The organism is Virgisporangium ochraceum, assembly GCF_016863655.1.
Taxonomy (GTDB): Bacteria; Actinomycetota; Actinomycetes; order Mycobacteriales; family Micromonosporaceae; genus Virgisporangium; species Virgisporangium ochraceum.
Genome location: NZ_BOPH01000133.1, coordinates 19,423 through 35,207 on the forward strand (window position 1 = coordinate 19,423; position 15,785 = coordinate 35,207).

22 protein-coding genes are annotated in these 15,785 nt (G+C 72.0%); 10 read left to right on the forward strand and 12 right to left on the reverse strand.

Features of this window, described 5'->3' with window-relative positions; translation table 11 throughout:
* Nucleotides 1-81: 81 nt before the first annotated feature.
* Entirely contained in the window at nucleotides 82-417 is a 336-nt protein-coding gene (locus tag Voc01_RS46255; protein ID WP_203934152.1) for an FmdB family zinc ribbon protein, read from the forward strand.
* A gap of 3 nt (nucleotides 418-420) precedes the next feature.
* On the opposite strand, the gene Voc01_RS46260 is transcribed toward Voc01_RS46255, so the two are convergent.
* On the reverse strand, nucleotides 421-576 hold the full coding sequence (locus Voc01_RS46260) for a hypothetical protein (protein ID WP_203934153.1): 156 nt from the start codon (nucleotides 574-576) through the stop codon (nucleotides 421-423).
* A gap of 35 nt (nucleotides 577-611) precedes the next feature.
* On the opposite strand from Voc01_RS46260, the gene Voc01_RS46265 reads away from it, so the two are divergent.
* Nucleotides 612-1,100, forward strand: a complete 489-nt coding sequence (locus Voc01_RS46265; RefSeq protein WP_203934154.1) for a hypothetical protein — start codon at nucleotides 612-614, stop codon at nucleotides 1,098-1,100.
* Here Voc01_RS46265 and Voc01_RS46270 read toward each other — a convergent pair.
* On the reverse strand, nucleotides 1,097-1,627 hold the full coding sequence (locus Voc01_RS46270) for a DUF2231 domain-containing protein (protein WP_203934155.1): 531 nt from the start codon (nucleotides 1,625-1,627) through the stop codon (nucleotides 1,097-1,099). The two genes, Voc01_RS46265 and Voc01_RS46270, sit on opposite strands and share 4 nt — an antisense overlap.
* 91 nt (nucleotides 1,628-1,718) lie before the next feature.
* Here Voc01_RS46270 and Voc01_RS46275 point away from each other — a divergent pair, with 91 nt between their 5' ends.
* Together Voc01_RS46275 and Voc01_RS46280 are read left to right on the forward strand one after the other, a co-directional pair.
* Nucleotides 1,719-2,129, forward strand: a complete 411-nt coding sequence (locus Voc01_RS46275; protein ID WP_203934156.1) for a Fur family transcriptional regulator — start codon at nucleotides 1,719-1,721, stop codon at nucleotides 2,127-2,129.
* A gap of 10 nt (nucleotides 2,130-2,139) precedes the next feature.
* Complete coding sequence (locus tag Voc01_RS46280) at nucleotides 2,140-2,964, forward strand: oxygenase MpaB family protein (RefSeq protein ID WP_203934157.1); 825 nt, start codon at nucleotides 2,140-2,142, stop codon at nucleotides 2,962-2,964.
* A 447-nt stretch (nucleotides 2,965-3,411) separates the two neighbouring features.
* Here the strand turns inward: Voc01_RS46280 and Voc01_RS46285 are convergent, their stop codons facing one another.
* The 9 genes from Voc01_RS46285 to Voc01_RS46325 form a co-directional block, all read right to left on the reverse strand.
* Complete coding sequence (locus Voc01_RS46285; protein WP_239160982.1) at nucleotides 3,412-4,245, reverse strand: RecB family exonuclease; 834 nt, start codon at nucleotides 4,243-4,245, stop codon at nucleotides 3,412-3,414.
* A 20-nt stretch (nucleotides 4,246-4,265) separates the two neighbouring features.
* Nucleotides 4,266-5,099 carry a PHP domain-containing protein gene (locus tag Voc01_RS46290; RefSeq protein WP_203934158.1) on the reverse strand — a complete coding sequence of 278 codons (834 nt, stop codon included), beginning with the start codon at nucleotides 5,097-5,099 and terminating at the stop codon, nucleotides 4,266-4,268.
* Between the two features lie 9 nt (nucleotides 5,100-5,108).
* Nucleotides 5,109-6,263: a hypothetical protein gene (locus Voc01_RS46295; RefSeq protein WP_203934159.1), complete on the reverse strand. Its 1,155-nt coding sequence runs from the start codon at nucleotides 6,261-6,263 to the stop codon at nucleotides 5,109-5,111.
* Nucleotides 6,260-6,880, reverse strand: coding sequence for a SigE family RNA polymerase sigma factor (locus Voc01_RS46300; protein WP_239160983.1), 621 nt, complete (start codon nucleotides 6,878-6,880; stop codon nucleotides 6,260-6,262). Before Voc01_RS46300 ends, Voc01_RS46295 begins: the two co-directional genes overlap by 4 nt.
* 143 nt (nucleotides 6,881-7,023) lie before the next feature.
* Nucleotides 7,024-7,995, reverse strand: a complete 972-nt coding sequence (locus Voc01_RS46305) for a PH domain-containing protein (protein WP_445009837.1) — start codon at nucleotides 7,993-7,995, stop codon at nucleotides 7,024-7,026.
* A gap of 157 nt (nucleotides 7,996-8,152) precedes the next feature.
* The gene (locus Voc01_RS46310; protein WP_203934161.1) at nucleotides 8,153-8,311 is read right to left on the reverse strand and encodes a hypothetical protein; all 159 of its coding nucleotides are present in this window, start codon (nucleotides 8,309-8,311) and stop codon (nucleotides 8,153-8,155) included.
* Nucleotides 8,312-8,439: 128 nt separating this feature from the next.
* Nucleotides 8,440-9,099: a DUF6758 family protein gene (locus Voc01_RS46315; RefSeq protein ID WP_307781618.1), complete on the reverse strand. Its 660-nt coding sequence runs from the start codon at nucleotides 9,097-9,099 to the stop codon at nucleotides 8,440-8,442.
* A 36-nt stretch (nucleotides 9,100-9,135) separates the two neighbouring features.
* Nucleotides 9,136-9,756, reverse strand: coding sequence for a TrmH family RNA methyltransferase (locus Voc01_RS46320; protein WP_203934172.1), 621 nt, complete (start codon nucleotides 9,754-9,756; stop codon nucleotides 9,136-9,138).
* Between the two features lie 44 nt (nucleotides 9,757-9,800).
* Entirely contained in the window at nucleotides 9,801-10,256 is a 456-nt protein-coding gene (locus tag Voc01_RS46325; RefSeq protein ID WP_203934162.1) for a hypothetical protein, read from the reverse strand.
* 324 nt (nucleotides 10,257-10,580) lie between these two features.
* On the opposite strand from Voc01_RS46325, the gene Voc01_RS46330 reads away from it, so the two are divergent.
* Both Voc01_RS46330 and Voc01_RS46335 read left to right on the forward strand, forming a co-directional pair.
* Nucleotides 10,581-11,078 (forward strand): hypothetical protein, encoded by a 498-nt coding sequence (locus tag Voc01_RS46330; protein ID WP_239160984.1) that lies wholly within the window; start codon nucleotides 10,581-10,583, stop codon nucleotides 11,076-11,078.
* The gene (locus Voc01_RS46335; RefSeq protein ID WP_307781619.1) at nucleotides 11,066-11,971 is read left to right on the forward strand and encodes an MFS transporter permease; all 906 of its coding nucleotides are present in this window, start codon (nucleotides 11,066-11,068) and stop codon (nucleotides 11,969-11,971) included. The genes Voc01_RS46330 and Voc01_RS46335 overlap by 13 nt, the downstream gene beginning before the upstream one ends.
* Here the strand turns inward: Voc01_RS46335 and Voc01_RS46340 are convergent.
* Nucleotides 11,890-12,270 (reverse strand): thiol-disulfide oxidoreductase DCC family protein, encoded by a 381-nt coding sequence (locus Voc01_RS46340; RefSeq protein WP_307781620.1) that lies wholly within the window; start codon nucleotides 12,268-12,270, stop codon nucleotides 11,890-11,892. The genes Voc01_RS46335 and Voc01_RS46340 overlap by 82 nt on opposite strands.
* A 106-nt stretch (nucleotides 12,271-12,376) precedes the next feature.
* Here Voc01_RS46340 and Voc01_RS46345 point away from each other — a divergent pair, with 106 nt between their 5' ends.
* From Voc01_RS46345 to Voc01_RS46360, 4 genes are all read left to right on the forward strand, one after another.
* On the forward strand, nucleotides 12,377-12,742 hold the full coding sequence (locus Voc01_RS46345) for a thioredoxin family protein (RefSeq protein WP_203934164.1): 366 nt from the start codon (nucleotides 12,377-12,379) through the stop codon (nucleotides 12,740-12,742).
* Between the two features lie 36 nt (nucleotides 12,743-12,778).
* Nucleotides 12,779-13,834 carry an Rv2578c family radical SAM protein gene (locus tag Voc01_RS46350; RefSeq protein WP_203934165.1) on the forward strand — a complete coding sequence of 352 codons (1,056 nt, stop codon included), beginning with the start codon at nucleotides 12,779-12,781 and terminating at the stop codon, nucleotides 13,832-13,834.
* 27 nt (nucleotides 13,835-13,861) lie between these two features.
* Nucleotides 13,862-15,187, forward strand: a complete 1,326-nt coding sequence (locus tag Voc01_RS46355) for a sensor domain-containing phosphodiesterase (protein WP_203934166.1) — start codon at nucleotides 13,862-13,864, stop codon at nucleotides 15,185-15,187.
* 61 nt (nucleotides 15,188-15,248) lie between these two features.
* The gene (locus Voc01_RS46360) at nucleotides 15,249-15,662 is read left to right on the forward strand and encodes a CoA-binding protein (protein WP_203934167.1); all 414 of its coding nucleotides are present in this window, start codon (nucleotides 15,249-15,251) and stop codon (nucleotides 15,660-15,662) included.
* Nucleotides 15,663-15,785 lie beyond the last annotated feature (123 nt).

The following is a 15,785-nucleotide window of genomic DNA, read 5'->3' on the forward strand; positions in this document are numbered from 1 at the left end:
TGGACGACACGGTGGTTCATGACGCACCATTGGCACTCGAAGTCTCTGAGTGCCAAAGTGTGCCAGCCTGTGGAGGGTTTCGTGCCGACCTACCAGTACGCGTGCACCGCGTGCGGCCACCAGCTCGAAGCGGTCCAGTCGTTCGCCGACGACCCGCTCACCGAGTGCCCGGCGTGCGAGGGACGGCTCCGCAAGCTGTACTCCGCGGTCGGCATCGTGTTCAAGGGGTCGGGCTTCTACCGCACCGACTCCCGTAACGGCGGCAAGACCGGCGGCTCCAGCAAGCCGGCCGAGTCGAAGTCCGAGACGTCGAAGTCCGAGACCAAGTCGGAGACGAAGACCGAGACCAAGTCCTCGGACTCGTCGTCGTCCTCCTCCGCCTCCACCTCGTCGAAGAGCGCCGCGCCGGCGGCCTAGGGTCTAGTCCCAGTGCGGCGGGCGCTCGGCGAGCAGGCGCTCGTCGTTGCGCTCGGCGCGCTCACCCCAGCCCGCGTCGGTGTCGTCGGAGGTCTGGTCCGGCAGGATGACGAAGTCGTCGGTCAGCTGGACCTCGCGGTCCTCGTCGTGCGTGCCCACGTGAAGCAGCGTAGCGCCGCGATAGGTTGGCGCGGATGAGCGCGAACGACGACGCCTGGCGCCGCCCGCCGGGCCACCGGGGCGATGCCGCCTCCGGCCCGGCCGAGCCGGCCGCCGCCCCACCGCCGCCTCCGGCCCCGCGTCCGGCGCCCCGGCCGGAGGACGCCGTGTGGGCCCGACCGAAGTCGGCCACCGCCGGCGCCGGTTCACCCGCCGGGTCCTCGGCCGGCGCCGGTTCACCGGCCGGTTCGTCCGCCGCCACCGGTTCCTCGGCCGGCGCCTCGGTGAACGGGGCCGCGGTACCCGAGTACGCCGGTCCCCCGCGCACCAACCCGCCGCCGGCCGCGTGGCGTCCACCGATCGTGGCCGAGCCACCGCCCCCGGGCACGCTGCCCGAGCAGGACCACGACCGGATCGACGTCGAGGAGCAGGCCGCCCGCACGCTCACCACCGGCATCGGGCTCGTGGCCGGCGCGATCTGCCTGGTGCTGCTGCTGATCCTGTGCGCGAGGGCCGTCTTCTAACGCCCGTCCCAGACCGCCTTGGCGCCGGAGTCGCCGGTCTTGAACACGTAGTAGAACGAGATCGCCGCGAGCACGGTGACCACGGCGGCCAGGCCCCACTGCAGGATCGGGTTGGTCCGCCAGGCCGGACCGGAGGTCACCGCGGTACCCATGGCGGCGGCCCGCGGCGCGACCACGTAGACCAGCGCGAGTGCGGCGACGCCCAGCACGATGGTCCAGATGAGGGTCATGGTGCCGAACGACTGGTGCTCCTCGATCACCGGGATGAAGCCCTCGGTGATCTGACCGCGGGCGATCCCCCGATCGAAGAACGCGTCACCCGAGAGCTTCGCGAACAGGGCCGCGCCGGGCGCCATGACCGCCAGCGCCGCGAGCACCCAACGCAGGTGCGGACGGATCATGGGGACGAACGCGTACCCCACCGCGACCAGGCCGAGGAGGGGGACGAAGACCACCGCCGCGTGTACCAGCAGCGGATGCATCGGGATTCCACTGAACTCCTCGAACATCGGGTCCTCCTCGGTCATCGTTGATCGCGCAATTAAAGCAGCCTACGGATCATCGGCGAGAACGGTTCAAATCTTGTCGGTCCGGTGACCTTCGTGGTGCGATTGCGAGATGTACGGCGAGCGTCTCCTTCGCGACCGCGGGTTACGGGTCACGCGGCCCCGGCTCGCGGTACTCGCCGTCCTCACGGAGTGTCAGGCCCACCTCGACGTCGAGGAGATCACCGTGCGGGTCCGCGAGCGGCTCGACTCGGTGTCGGTCCAGGCGGTGTACGACGTCCTCGGCGCGCTCACCGCGGCCGGCCTGGCCCGGCGGATCGCGCCGGCGGGCGGCGCGGCCCACTACGAGGCCCGGGTCGGCGACAACCACCACCACCTGGTGTGCCGCCAATGCGGAGGGATCACCGACGTCGACTGCGCCACCGGCGCCGCTCCCTGCCTGGAGCCGATCGACACGGCCGGCTTCGTGGTCGAGGAGGCCGAGGTCACGTACTGGGGCGTCTGTGCCACCTGCCGGAGCTAACCTCGAACACATGGGCGATCTCGGGTTGTTCGGCCCGGGCTCGGTGACCTGGAAGGTGCACGCCGAGCCGATTCTGATGGTGGCCGGCCTGCGGGCACTGCTGTTGCAGACGCTGCATCCCCGCGCGCTGGCGGGCGTGGTGCAGAACTCCGACTTCCGCGTGCGTCCGTGGCACCGGCTGGAGACGACGGTCACCTATGTGGTGACGGTGAACTACGGCACCACCGCCGACGCCGAGGAGGCCGGGCGGAAGGTGCGGTACATCCACAGCAGGCTGCGCGGCGTCGACCCGCGCACCGGTGAGGAGTTCCGCCTCGACGATCCCGACCTGCTGCGCTGGGTGCACGTCGTCGAGCAGGAGTCGTTCCTCGACGTGGCCCGCCGCTCCGGCGTGAAGCTGACCGACGCCGAGGCCGACGAGTACTACCGCGAGCAGCTACGGGCCGCCGAGCTGGTCGGCCTGGACCCGGCGACGGTGCCGTCGAGCCGCGCCGAGGTGGCGGAGTACTACGAGTCGATGCAGCCCGAGCTCGCCACCACCCGCGACACGGTCGAGTCGATGCTGTTCATGGCCGTCCCGCCGATGCCGTTCGGCCTGGGCTGGACCCCGCTGCGCGGCGCCTACACCGGCGTGGCCGCCCTGGCGTTGAGCATGCTGCCGACCTGGGCTCGCCAGCGCTACGGCCTCCCCGGCCTGGCGGTGGCCGACCCGGCCGCGTCGATGGCGGCCCGGATCCTGCGCGCCGGCATCATGCCGATCCCCCGCCGCCTCATCGAGGGCCCGATCTACAAGGCCGCCATGGCCAGAGCCCGCGCCGCCGGCCACGCGATCTGACGCCCCCCACAGCCCCTCGCGCCGCCCGGCCCGGCCCGGTTGCCCGCCGATCTTGCAGTTCTGGCCCCGACAAAAGCCACCAGAAGCACACCAAAGGGCGGCCACAACTGCAAGATCGACGCGGCCGGCCGGCCGGGCACACACGAGGAGGCGGACGGCCGGACGGGCACGCGCGACGGGCACACGCGGACGGGCACACGCGGACGGGCACACGGACGGACGGCCCCGCGGACCGGCCAAGCGCGGACGGACACGGACGCACGCGGACCGACGGCCCCGCGGACCGACAGGCGCACGGGCGCACGCGACCGACGGACCCGCGAGCCCTCAGGCGGACGCGGACCGACGGGCGCGCGGACCCGCACGCGGACGCGGACCGACCGGCGCACACGGACCGACCGGCCCCGCGGCCCCAGCCACGGACCCCGCAGACCCGCGGCGCGTGGATCAGCTGGCCGACAGGGCTGACCAGGGTTCCTTCGCCGGGGCCGCCGCGCTGCCCTCCGGACACGCCTTCCGGTAGTCGCACCAACCACACAAGGGGCCGGGTGCCGGCGGGAAGGCCTCGTCGGCGGAGCGGCCCTCGGTGCGGGCGCGCTCGGCGGACATCACGTCGTGGGCGGTGTCCTCGGCGCGGCGCAGGTGCCGGGCCAACGACTCCTCGGTGTGCTCGTGGGCGGCGACCGTGCCGGTGGGGAGGTGGTGCAGCTCCACCCGGGTGCAGGCCCGCCGGAAGGTGCGCTGGGCCGAGTACGCGTACAGGGCCAGCGCCCGGGACCCGCGGGCGTCGTCGCTGGTGGACTCGCTGCGACCGGTCTTGTAGTCGACGATCACGAGTTCGTCGCCGCGGCGGTCGATGCGGTCGACCCGTCCGGAGAGGGCGAGCACCGACGTGCGCGCGGCGACCGTGCGCTCGACGCCGACCGGCTCGTCGGCCGGGTCGGCCTCGGCGAGGTAGGTCTCGAGCCAACCCAGTGACCGCCGGAACGCGTCCCGCTCCTGTTCGCCGTCGCGGTAACCCTCGCTGACCCAGGTGGCCTTCAGCAGCCCGGGCAGCGCCGCCGGCGTGCGCCGCTGGGCGGGCAGGCCGTACCAGTTCTTCAGCGCCGTGTGCACACTCGCGCCGAGGGAGTTGTGCGCCCAGGGCGGGCCCTTCGGCGGCGACGGGCGATCGACGTATGTGAACCGGTACCGGCGTGGACAGTCCTCGTAGGAGCCGAGCTTGCTCGGCGTGCACGTGAACAGCCGCGGCGGGGCATCGAAGAGGCCTGGTTGCTGCACGTGACAATCCTGCCACCCGCCTATGACAGAACTGAGGCCACCAACCGCTCGTACTGGTCGGGCGCGGTCGTGCAGGCCCCCAGCCGCACGGTCTTGTTCGAGCCGTGGAAGTCACTCGATCCGGTGACGAGCAGCCCGAGGTCGCTGGCCAGCCCCCGCACGTGCTCCCGCTCGGCCGGGGAATGATCGTCGTGGTCGGCCTCCAGCCCGGCCAGCCCGGCCGTCGCCAGGTCCGCGATCAGCTCGTCGGGAACCACGCGGCCGCGCACGGTCGCCCGCGGATGCGCGAACACCGCGGCCCCGCCGGCGTCCCGCACGAGCGCCAGCGCTTCGAACACATCAAGATCCTTCTTTGGGACCCGGTAGCGCTCGCCGAGCCACTCCGACTCGAACGCCGCCCGCACCGTGGGCACCAGCCCGAGCCGGATGAGTGCCCGGGCGAGGTGCGGCCGGCCGATGCTGCCCCCGGCGGCATCGGCCACGATCTCGTCCCAGCTCACGTCGATCCCGTCGGCGCGGAGCAGGTCGACCATCCGCTTCGCCCGGGTCTCCCGCGACTCGCGCACCCCGGCCAGCGCCGCGGACAGGGCCGGGTGCTCCGGGTCGAACAGGTAGGCGAGCAGGTGCAGCGAGATCGGCGGGTCCGGCGCGTACCAGCGGCAGGACAGCTCCGCCCCGCGTACCAGCGTGAGCCCCGGCGGCAGCGCCTCGGCGGCCGGGGCCCAGCCCGCGGTGTTGTCGTGGTCGGTCAGCGCGACGACGTCGAGCCCGGCGTCGGCCGCGGCCCGCACCAGCTCGGCCGGCGTGAGCGTGCCGTCACTGACCGACGAGTGGGTATGCAGATCGATGCGCACCCGACAACGCTACTGGCTCACGATCAGCGACAGCCCGGGAACCTTGTACTCCACGGCCTTCTCGTTCGCGAACGGCGAGAGCACCACGACACCCGTCGACGTGTGCAGCGCGACGGTGTCGCGGTCGAGCCACGCCGCCTCGGGGCCGACGCGGTCGACGCTCCAGGCCACCTGCGCGCCGGTTCGCCAGTCGGCGAACAGGTCGAACATCTGCGCCTGCTTCCGGTCGGCCACCACCAGCCACCGCCCGGACGGCGACACCCACCCCCGGATCGGCAACCAGTCGACGCGGTGGCAGTCGGAGTCGTCGAGCGTCAGGTTGGTCATCCGCACCGACGCCAGGCACACGCTCTTGCGGTCCTGCCGGGCGACGACGAGCTCGGCGCTGGCCCGGACCCCGTACACGGCGACGAAGGCGGCCCACGTCGGCACGTAGTCACCGCGGTCGGGGAACCACAGGTCGTGCCGCTGGGGACCGGACGGCCCCAGATCGGCGAGCAGCACCGCGTCGCCGACGAACCCGACCGGGCCACCGGACGCCGGCCCGTCGGTGGCGACCGCCTGCGCCTTCGTCGACGCCCGGCCGATCGGCACGACGGTCTCCTGGTAGAACATCCGCGACCCGTCGAGCCAGGCGACCCGGCCCGACCCATCGGCCGAGACGGCCACCGACCGCACCCGGTCGAGCACCACCACCGGTGCACCGGTGCGTTCGTTGACATACCAGGCGCGCTCCTGGTCGGCTCCGCTCTGCTCGACCACGACGAACCCGTCGCCGGCGCGCTGCACCTGCGTGATGGTGCCGGCCGGCAGCCGCACCGATCGGCCGCTGCGCAGGTAGAGCCAGCCCGACTGGACGTAGTCGACCGGCACGTCGGAGTTCGACGGCGGCATCGGCGACGACACCGCGACGTAGTCGCGCGGGGCGGCGAGGTTGGTGCCGGACCCGTACTGCGCCGGCCCGTTACCGCCGACGACGACCACCAGCGACGCGGTGACGACCGCGCACACCATCAGCGCCGCGGCCAGCCCGCCGCCCACGCGCCGACGCCGCTGGGCACGGCCGGCCGCGATCACACGCTCGGCCAGGTCGCCCACGTCGGGCAGCCGCTGGCGGGCGTGTTCGCGCAGCGCCGCGGTGAGGGCGTCTTCCAGGGCGGTCACCGCACGGCACCACCCGGAACGGTGCTGAGCGCGTCGGCACCGGCCACCGCCGCGCCGGAACCCACCGCCGCGCCGGAACCCGCAGCGGTGCCGGACGCCGCGGCGCGGCGACCGGGTACGAGCGTGGTGGTGGCGATCTGGAGGCGGCTGGCCGCCGGCTCGACGCCCTCTTCGGCCAGCCGCCGACGCAGGGTGGCGATCGCGCGGGCGCCCTGGCTCTTGACCGTGCCGACGGAGATGTCGAGCAGGCGCGCGGTCTCGGCCTCGGTGAGGTCTTCGTAGAAGCGCAGCACGAGCACCGCCCGCTGCCGCGGCGGCAGCCCGAGCACGAACTGCCACAGCAGGTCGCGCTCCGCGCGCTCGTCGGCGCCGTCGGGGCCGCTGGTCTCGGGCAGCGAACCGGTGGGCTTCTCGCCGTGCCAGCGCCGCCGCCACCAGCTCGTGGCGGTGGTGACCAGCACCCGCCGGGCGTACGGCTCGACCGAGTCGATCGTGCCGAGGCGCCGCCAGGCCAGGTACGTCTTGGTGAGCGCGGTCTGCAGCAGGTCTTCGGCGTTCGCCCAGTCGCCGGTCAACAGGTACGCCGTGCGCAACAGCGCGGCCGACCGGTTGGACACGAACTCACGGAACTGCTCATCGATTGGATCAGATATCCGGTCTGCTGTCCGGTCTGGCACCGCGTTCCCTCCCCCACACGAGCACGCCCATACATAAGACGCTCGAAGTGGGGGGTTTGGTTGTGACGCATTGTGGCGGGAACTCAGGTGCCGTCGTCGATGACGTCCTGTGCACCGGCGAGCCGGGCCTCGACGGCCTCGGGCTCGTACATCTCCTCGACGATGCGCAGGTAGAGCTCATTGGGACTGGGCAGGTGCGGAATACTGCGCAGCGCCTGGTCCTGACCGGCCGACTCCAGCTCGAACGTGCCGTAGTTGAGCACCCGGCCGAGTGCGCTCTGGACGTACTTCATGTCGGTGACTCGCTGTAGCGGCATCATCGCAACATTCCGGGTGATGACGCCGGAGACCACCATCACCCGCTTGTTGGTGAGGATGAACCGGTCGAACCACCAGTCGACGATCTTCCACGCCGCCCAGATGATGACGCCGAGCCAGCCGAGCACGAGGAAGCCGGCGATCTCGTCGGCCGCGTTGATGCGCGCCAGGTAGCCGGCCAGCAGGCCGACGGCGATCGTGACGCCGGCCGCGATGCCGATCTCCTTCGCGAGCTGGATCGGGTGCCGCTTCCACTCCCCGCGGAACTTCTCCGTGGGGAAGAGGTAGCGCTGCACCAACGTGCTCGCCTCGTCCTCCAGCGGCACCACGCGCCGGCTGGTGACCAGCGGCGTCGTGCCACCGCGCAGCCCGCCGAGCTCCTCCTCGGTGATCGGCTCGCCGACCACGAAGGAGCCGTCGACGTGCGACGGCCGGCCGTAGCGGGGGTCGTCGAAGTCGTCGGGCAGGTCCTGGTACGCCGTCGGCTCGTCGTCGAAGGACAGGCTCTCGCGCCGGTACCCGCCGGCGGACGCCGGAGCGGTGCCCACCGCGGGGCTGACCGGCTCACCGGCCGCGATCAGCGGATCGGGCCCGAGGTCACCGTCGGTGCGGCCACCGCGCCGGGGGCTCGGCCGCGGCTTGTCGCGCCGGACCGCCTCGGGTGGCACCTCGGCGGAGGCCGACGGCGGGTGGACCGGATCGAAGTCGGCGTCGGCCCGCGGCGCCGGCCGGTCCAGCGGCGGGTCCGACGGTGGGTCTGCTGGCCCGGACGGTTCGTCGGCGGCGGCGTGGCGGCCACGTTCGCCCTGGAACCGAGCGCGCGGGATCGGTTCGGTGTCGCGGTCGAAGAACCCCGGTTCCTCGCCCCCTCCTCGCGAGCCCTCAGCCATGGCGCTAGCTGACGAGGCTGGTGAAGAAGTTGGTGAAGCCGTCGGCGAGGTCGGCCAGCCCGCTGCCGATCGACTTGGCCACCTGGGCGGCCGACTCGGGCCGGTACGCGATGAAGAAGATCAGGAACGCGATACTGCCCCAGGTGAGGATTTTCTTGACCATCCCCGGTCCCATCCCTCCCCACGGCTTGACGGATGTACCGCCGCGGACACTCAGCGTATCAGTCAGACGCCTTTGGGTGAATTGTGCTCGCAACAACGCGCTGGCGTGTTGATCCTAATCCGACGGGTCTACACCGCACCGTGAAGATACGGCGATGGCGCGCCGTACACCAGTTGGCCAGGCAGCGTGTCGACGAGGTCGACCAGAGTGAGATCCTCGGCGAGCAGATAGCCGGCACCGGCCGGCCAGGCGATCAGGTACAGCCAGCAGCCCTTGGCCTCGCCGACGTGGGCGCACCGGTCCTCCGCCGACTTCACCGCCCACAACGACGCCGGCCACCCGGCGGCGCGCACCTTGGCGTGCGGCGTGCCGTTGAGCTCGCTCTCGACGAACGGACCGGGATCGGGGCCGGGAATGCCGGCGAGCCGCGTACCGAGACCCACACCGGGCTCCTCGGCCACGATGAGCAGGTCGGCCGGGCCGCCGTGCAGCGGAGCCGGGCCGCTGCAGGCCACCACGCTGCCGCGGACGCCGTCACGCTCGTCGCCCACCCAGGCGACGCCGGTGACGGTCCAACCCGGAGGCAGCGGCCACGGGCACCACAGCGGGGCGGTCTTGTCGGTCGCCGACATGCGCCCCCGGACCGCGTCGACGATCTCGGGACCGATGTGCACGGGCACGTGCAGCGGAAGCACCGCGCCGTCGACGTCACACCGCCATTCGGTGTGCATCATGTCGGGCGGCCGCACCGAGCCACCGCATCGTGGACAGCTCACCGAAACGCCCATCCCACTACGGTGCGTTGCCGGGCCACTGCAGTCAACCTATTCGGGCGGATCCGCGTGTGCCTGAATCCAGGCGTGCATGGCGATCCCGCTGGCGACGCCCGCGTTGATCGATCTTGTCGATCCGTACTGCGCGATCGAGTACAGTGCCGCGCACGCCGAGCGGGCCGCGTCGGACAGCCCGGGGCCCTCCTGGCCGAAGAGCAGCACGCACCTGCGCGGCAACGCGTGCCGCTCCAACGGTGTGGAGCCCGGCAGGTTGTCGATTCCGAGCACCGGCAGCCCGGCACCGGCCGCCCACCCGACGAACTCCTCGACGGTCCCGTGGTGCCGCACGTGCTGGTAGCGGTCGGTCACCATGGCACCGCGCCGGTTCCAGCGCCGCCGCCCGACGATGTGCACCTCCTTCGCGAGGAACGCGTTGGCCGTGCGTACGACGGTGCCGATGTTGAGATCGTGCTGCCAGTTCTCGATCGCCACGTGGAAGTCGTGCCGGCGCCCGTCGAGGTCGGCCACGATCGCGTCGCGCCGCCAGTAGCGGTACCGGTCGACGACGTTGCGCCGGTCGCCCTGCGCCAGCAGGTCCGGGTCGAAGCGGGGATCGGCCGGCCACGGACCCTCCCACGGGCCGACGCCGACCGGCAGTTCGGGTTCCTCCACTGCTTCCACGCAGGCAAGGTACTAGCCGGGAGAACCGGCACCGCTCAGGCGGCCAGGGCGCGCTGGCACTCGTCGAGAAGATCCATCTGGGACGCGCAGACCGGGTCACCCGGCACCGGGTCGACCCCGGCCTCCCCGATGCGCCGTACCCAGGCCCGGTAGGCCTCCGCGTCGGCGGAGGGGACCCGCTGGGCGAGCACGAAGCCCGCCCGGACGCACTCGTCGCGCACGGGGTAACCGGGATCGTCGGGCGGCTCGGCCGAGGCGAAGATCGCCGTGGCGACCTCCCGCACCAGGCCGGCGGGCGTCGCCCGCGCCTGCGCGATCGTGGCCAGACCGGCGAGCCCGGCGCTGACGAGCGGCGGATCCACCGGTACGGCCAGCACCGCGGCGAGCACTCGGGAGGGCAGGCGCACCAGAAGCGCCCAGTCTCCGGGCACCAGTGACGCGGCGAAACCCGGCCGGAGTCCGGCGTTGGTAGGCGTGGGCTGGCTCCACATGGCGACCTCCCAGGTGGAGCATATGCCCGCTATCCCCCGATGGGGGCAGATCTTCGGGGGGCAGCGCCTCAAAAGCAAAACACCCCGGACGCAATGAGCGGCGGGGCCCTCCCCGGCACCCGCCACCCACGCTCTGTTAGGAAGTATTCTGGGGGTTCATCCACGGTACGTGAAGAGACGCGCGTCACATTTATCAAACAGAGATCTGCTCCTGAGTGTGGTAGCGCTCCCAAATGACGCGGAAAATGCACGTGCAGCTACTTTACGTAACGGCGTGCACGTGCATTCGCACCGATCGCATACGGGCGGTATAGGGTGCGCGCGATGACCCAGGCCCCCATTGACACCGAACCGCCCGGAGAACCGCCCACGGAGGCAGCAACCGGGCGCGAGCCGCTGTCTCCGCGCGGCCGCGCCACACGCATCGTGATCACGGTGCTCGGTGTCGCCCTCCTGCTCGCCGGCACCCTGTTCGGCACCGACGACCACTTCCCGTTCGGACCGTTCCGGATGTTCGCCACGACCAACGAGTGGAGCGAGCCGATCTCGATCGCGCGCGCCGAGGTCGTCGACGTCGAGGGCCGCACCATCGTGCTCACCGAGGGGAACAGCGGCGTCCGTCGGGCCGAGGTCGAAGGGCAACTGGACCGGTTCCGGCGCGAACCGGCGGCGCTCGCGGGCCTGGCCGACGCGTACCGCGCCCACAACCCGTCGGCGCCGAAGGTCGTCCGGGTGGCGGTGGTGATCCGGCACCACGAGATCAGCCGGTCCGGGCCGACCGGGCGATTCACCGACGAGACGGTGGCCGAGTGGACCGCGTGACGCGCTGGCTCACCGAGCCCGTGCCGAAGGGCCGCATCGCCGCCTTCCGCACGCTGGTGTACCTGTTCGTGGCCGCCGACATCACGATCTTCACCGGCTGGGTGCGCGCGCACGCCGGCGTACCCGGCGACCTGTACCGGCCGCTGTACCTCGCGCGGGTGCTGCACCTGCCGGTCCCCACGCGCGTCCTGGTCCTGACGATCTTCTGGACCCTGCTGGCGGCGGCCCTGGCGGCCGCGACCGGCCGCGCCCACCGACTGCTCGGCTGGCCGGTCTTCCTGCTCTACCTCGAGTGGATGATCATCGCGATGAGCTACGGCAAGGTCGACCACGACCGGTTCGGCCTGCTCGTCGCGCTGGCCGTGCTGCCGACCGCCGGCCGCGCCCGGCACGGCGACCCGACGCTCACCGAACGCGGCGGCTGGGCCCTGCGCATGACCCAGTTCGGCGCGATCGCCACGTACTTCCTGGCGGCGTGGGCCAAGCTGCGGTTCGGCGGCATCGCCTGGCTGACCGGCGCCACCCTGACCCGCGCGGTGGTGCGCCGCGGCACGGTGCTGGCCGACCAGCTCGTGAAGATCCCCAACCTGATGGTCATCAGCCAGTTCGGGATCATGGCGTTCGAGCTGCTCAGCCCGCTGATCCTGTTCCTGCCGCGCAAGTGGCAGCTACGGGCGGTCGCGGCCTGCTACGCGTTCCACGTGATGGTGATGGCGACGATCACGATCTCGTTCCTGCCGCACCAGGTGGCGATGGCGAGCTTCCTGCCGCTGGAGCGGGTCAGGCCGGTCGAGTGGGTCAGGCGGTGGCGTCAGCCGGCGGCGGGCGGACGGATCGCGCAGGCGGCCGTGCCACCGGGCAGACGGTGGCGGTTGCGGGCGACCCAGCGGTAGACCGGCCACGCCAGCCAGGTGACCGGGCGCAGCGCCAGCACCATGCCCGCCGGCCGCCACACGCGGCGGGTGCTCGTGCGCAGCAGGCGCGCGATCGCGACCGGACCGGCCAGCACCGGACGGCCCGGCTCGACCCACTGAACCGCCTCGGAGGCGGCCTCCTCGGTGACGCCCAGCGCGCCGAGGTCGGCGAACTGCCACGGCGTGATCGTCGCCGGCGACGGGATGTACCGCTCGATGAACCGGACGCACGACGAGCAGAACGAACAGTCGCCGTCGTAGAGGAAGGTCGCGCTCACCACGCCATTGTGCCCAACGGCAGGAGTGAGCCGGCGCACCGTGGGAATGTTAGAGGCGGTCCGGGTCGTTTGAGCCCATGACGCTTCAAGTGAATCGGAGAACCTCATGGGAACCGTCACCATTACCGCCGAGAACTTCGCTGAGACCGCGGGCGGTGAAGGGATCACACTCCTCGACTTCTGGGCCACCTGGTGCCCGCCGTGCCGCCAGTTCGGGCCGATCTTCGAGCGCGTCTCCGAGAAGCACCCCGACATCACCTTCGGCAAGATCGACACCGACGCCGAGCAGCTGCTCGCCGGTGAGTTCAACATCAGGTCGATCCCGACGGTGATGGCCGTACGCGACGGTGTCGTCGTGTTCCAGCAGGCCGGGGCGCTGCCCGAGCGGGCCCTCGAGTCGCTGATCGAACAGGTCCGCGAGCTCGACATGGACGAGGTCAAGGCGAACGCCGAGGAGCACTCGCACAAGTAACTTGCACCTCCTTCGCACACGTGTTCGAATATCGCGGTGCGTTGGGATCAACTGCTGCTCGACCCTCCCCCGAGCGGCGACAACTCCGGGGAGGGCAGGCTCGCGCTTGCCCTCCCCGGAGGCATTCCCGGGGCCACGGTCCGCACGTTCGACACGCCCGAGTTCCGGGGCATGACCTTCTACGAGGTACAGGCCAAAACGATCATCAACCGGGTGCCGGCCTCGTCGCGCATGTTCTTCGAGTACACGATCAACCCGTACCGGGGCTGCAGTCACGCTTGCGTCTACTGCTTCGCCCGCAACACCCACACCTACCTCGACCTCGACGCCGGGCTCGACTTCGACTCCAAGGTGGTCGTCAAGGTCAACGCGCCCGCGCTCGTGCGGCGGGAACTGGCCGCGAAGAAGTGGTCGGGCGCCCACATCGCGATGGGCACGAACGTCGACTGCTACCAGCGCGCCGAGGGCCGCTACCGGCTCATGCCCGGCATCCTCGCGGCGCTGCGCGACTTCGGTAACCCGTTCTCGATCCTCACCAAGGGCACGCTGCTCCTGCGCGACCTCGACCTGCTCGTGTCGGCCGCGCGCGACACCGACGTCAGCCTCGCCGTGTCGGTCGGCTCGGTCGACGAGGCGCTGTGGCGCTCGGTCGAGCCGGGCACGCCGGCACCGCGTCGCCGGCTCGACATGATCGCCCGCCTCAGCGACGCCGGCTTCGAGGTCAGCGTGCTGATGGCGCCCGTTCTGCCCGGGCTCAGCGACACCGAGGAGCACGTCGACGCCACCGTCCGGGCCATCGTGGGCGCCGGCGCGGCGAGCATCGCGCCGCTCGGCCTGCACCTGCGCCCGGGTGCGCGGGAGTGGTACCTCGCCTGGCTCGGCCGGCACCATCCGCACCTGCTGCCCCGGTACCGGGAACTGTACGAGCGGGGCTCCTATCTGGCGTCGGCCTACCAGAAGGACCTCACCGAGCGGGTGCACCGGGCGGCCCGCCGCCACGGCCTGCAACCGAAGTCGCCCCGGGCCGCCCGGGTGCCGGCCGCGTCGGGTGGCGATCCACACCCGAGTCACACCCAGTTATCCCTGCTCTAGCCGGCTCCGCTATCCGAGTAGGAGAACATGTCGACACCGCCGTCTCCGCAAGGCTATGTCGGGGTCATCGACCCCCCGCGGGCGTACACCGACGTCGCGCAGGTCATCGACGACCGCGCGATCTGGACCGCGTTCCAGCCGATCGTGCGGCTCGACACGCGTGAGGTCATCGGGTACGAGGCGCTCAGCCGCGGTCCCGCCGGCTCGCGCTGGCAGGACCCGGTCGCGATGTTCTCCGCCGCCCGGGCCATCGGGCGCGCCGGCGAGCTCGACTGGGTCTGCCGGGCGCGCGCCCACCAGGGTGCCGTCGCCGCCGGGCTGAGTCCGGAGCTGGTGCTGTTCGTCAACGTCGAGCCGAGCACGCTGCGCGAGCCGTGCCCGCCCGACCTGCTGCCCGCGTTCGTGCGCACCCACGAGCGCGTGATCATGGAGTTCACCGAGCGCGACCTCGCGGCCGACCCGGCCGCGCTGCTGATGGCCACCTCCGGGCACCGGGCCGCCGGTCACGGCATCGCCCTCGACGACGTCGGCGCCGAGCCGACCTCGCTGGCGCTGATGCCGTTCGTGCACCCCGACATCGTCAAGCTCGACCTGCGGCTGCTCCACAACCCCGACGCACCGCAGACCGCCCAGGTGGTCAACGCGGTCGTGGCGCACGCCGAGCGCACCGGCGCGCTGATCCTGGCCGAGGGCATCGAGCGCGAGGCGCACCTGGCCCTTGCCCGGTCGATGGGTGCGACGCTCGGGCAGGGCTGGCTGCTCGGGCGGCCGGCGCAGCTGCCACCGGCGCGGCCGTACGTGGCCCGGCCTGCTCCCGCACGTCCCCTGCAACTGCCCGCGCCGGTCGACGCCGCCGCCTCCGCCTCCACGCCGTTCGAGATCGTCGCCGGCGGCCGGCCGGCGGCGCGCGCCTCCAAGCGGACGCTGCTCACCACCACCCGCTACCTGGAGTCGAAGGCCGTCGACACCACCGATCCACCGGTGATCCTGGCCTGCTTCCAGGACGCGGCGCACTTCACGCCGCGCACCGCGTACCGGTACTCGGCGCTGGCCCGGGAGGTGCCGTTCGTGGCCGCGCTCGGCGCCGGCTTCGGCACCGAGCCGGCGCCCGGGGTGCGGGGCGCGGCACTGGCCGGCGGCGACCGGCTGCGTCACGAGTGGAACGTGCTCGTGGTGGGGCCGTACTTCAGCGCCGCGCTGGTGGCCCGCGACCTCGGCGACACCGGCGTCGACCGGCACCGCCGGTTCGAGTACGTACTCACCTACGAGCGGCCGCTGGTGCTCGCCGCCGCCCGTGCACTGCTCGGGAGGCTGACGCCCGCAGGGACGGCATCGATCCGGCCGGGCGCCTGACCGCGCGCTCGGCTCCGCTGCAAGCGCTGCACGCGCTGGCGCCCGGCGTAATGTTGCCCCCGTGAGAAGCCCGCGCGACATCCTCTGCGACGCGTTGACCATCGCAGTCGTCGGCGCCTCCCGGTATCCGGAGAAGGCGGCGCACGCCGTGCCGTTCCAGCTGCTGAAGCACGGCTGGCGGGTGATTCCGGTGAACCCGAGCGCCACCGAGATCTGGGGTGAGCGCTGCTATCCGGTGCTCGCCGAGATCCCGGAGCCGGTCGACCTGGTGAACGTGTTCCGGCCGTCGGCCGACGCCACCGACGTCGTGCGGCAGGCGATCGAGATCGGCGCCAGGTCGGTGTGGCTGCAGCAGGGCATCGTGTCGGCAGAGGGCCGCCGGATGGCCGAGGAGGCGGGCGTCGACTACGTCGAAGACGCCTGCACCGCCGTCGTCCGGGCCGCACACAGCCTCTCGCGCCGCGAACCGTCCTAGCGCTGTGTCAGGTTCCCGGGATGCCGTATGGCGCAACGCATTCAGCGACACACGTCGGCGCCGTCCACGGCACCCACGACGCCCCCTCTCCGCCGATCTTGCAGTTGTGGCCTCACCTAAAAT

Excerpts from the sequence above, each read along its gene's own strand:
- Voc01_RS46265 (WP_203934154.1), top strand. The coding sequence starts at position 612 with ATGAGCGCGAACGACGACGCCTGGCGCCGCCCGCCGGGCCACCGGGGC.
- Voc01_RS46270 (WP_203934155.1), bottom strand. The coding sequence starts at position 1,627 with ATGACCGAGGAGGACCCGATGTTCGAGGAGTTCAGTGGAATCCCGATG.
- Voc01_RS46275 (WP_203934156.1), top strand. The coding sequence starts at position 1,719 with ATGTACGGCGAGCGTCTCCTTCGCGACCGCGGGTTACGGGTCACGCGG.
- Voc01_RS46280 (WP_203934157.1), top strand. The coding sequence starts at position 2,140 with ATGGGCGATCTCGGGTTGTTCGGCCCGGGCTCGGTGACCTGGAAGGTG.
- Voc01_RS46310 (WP_203934161.1), bottom strand. The coding sequence starts at position 8,311 with ATGGTCAAGAAAATCCTCACCTGGGGCAGTATCGCGTTCCTGATCTTC.
- Voc01_RS46315 (WP_307781618.1), bottom strand. The coding sequence starts at position 9,099 with ATGGGCGTTTCGGTGAGCTGTCCACGATGCGGTGGCTCGGTGCGGCCG.
- Voc01_RS46325 (WP_203934162.1), bottom strand. The coding sequence starts at position 10,256 with ATGTGGAGCCAGCCCACGCCTACCAACGCCGGACTCCGGCCGGGTTTC.
- Voc01_RS46330 (WP_239160984.1), top strand. The coding sequence starts at position 10,581 with ATGACCCAGGCCCCCATTGACACCGAACCGCCCGGAGAACCGCCCACG.
- Voc01_RS46345 (WP_203934164.1), top strand. The coding sequence starts at position 12,377 with ATGGGAACCGTCACCATTACCGCCGAGAACTTCGCTGAGACCGCGGGC.
- Voc01_RS46355 (WP_203934166.1), top strand. The coding sequence starts at position 13,862 with ATGTCGACACCGCCGTCTCCGCAAGGCTATGTCGGGGTCATCGACCCC.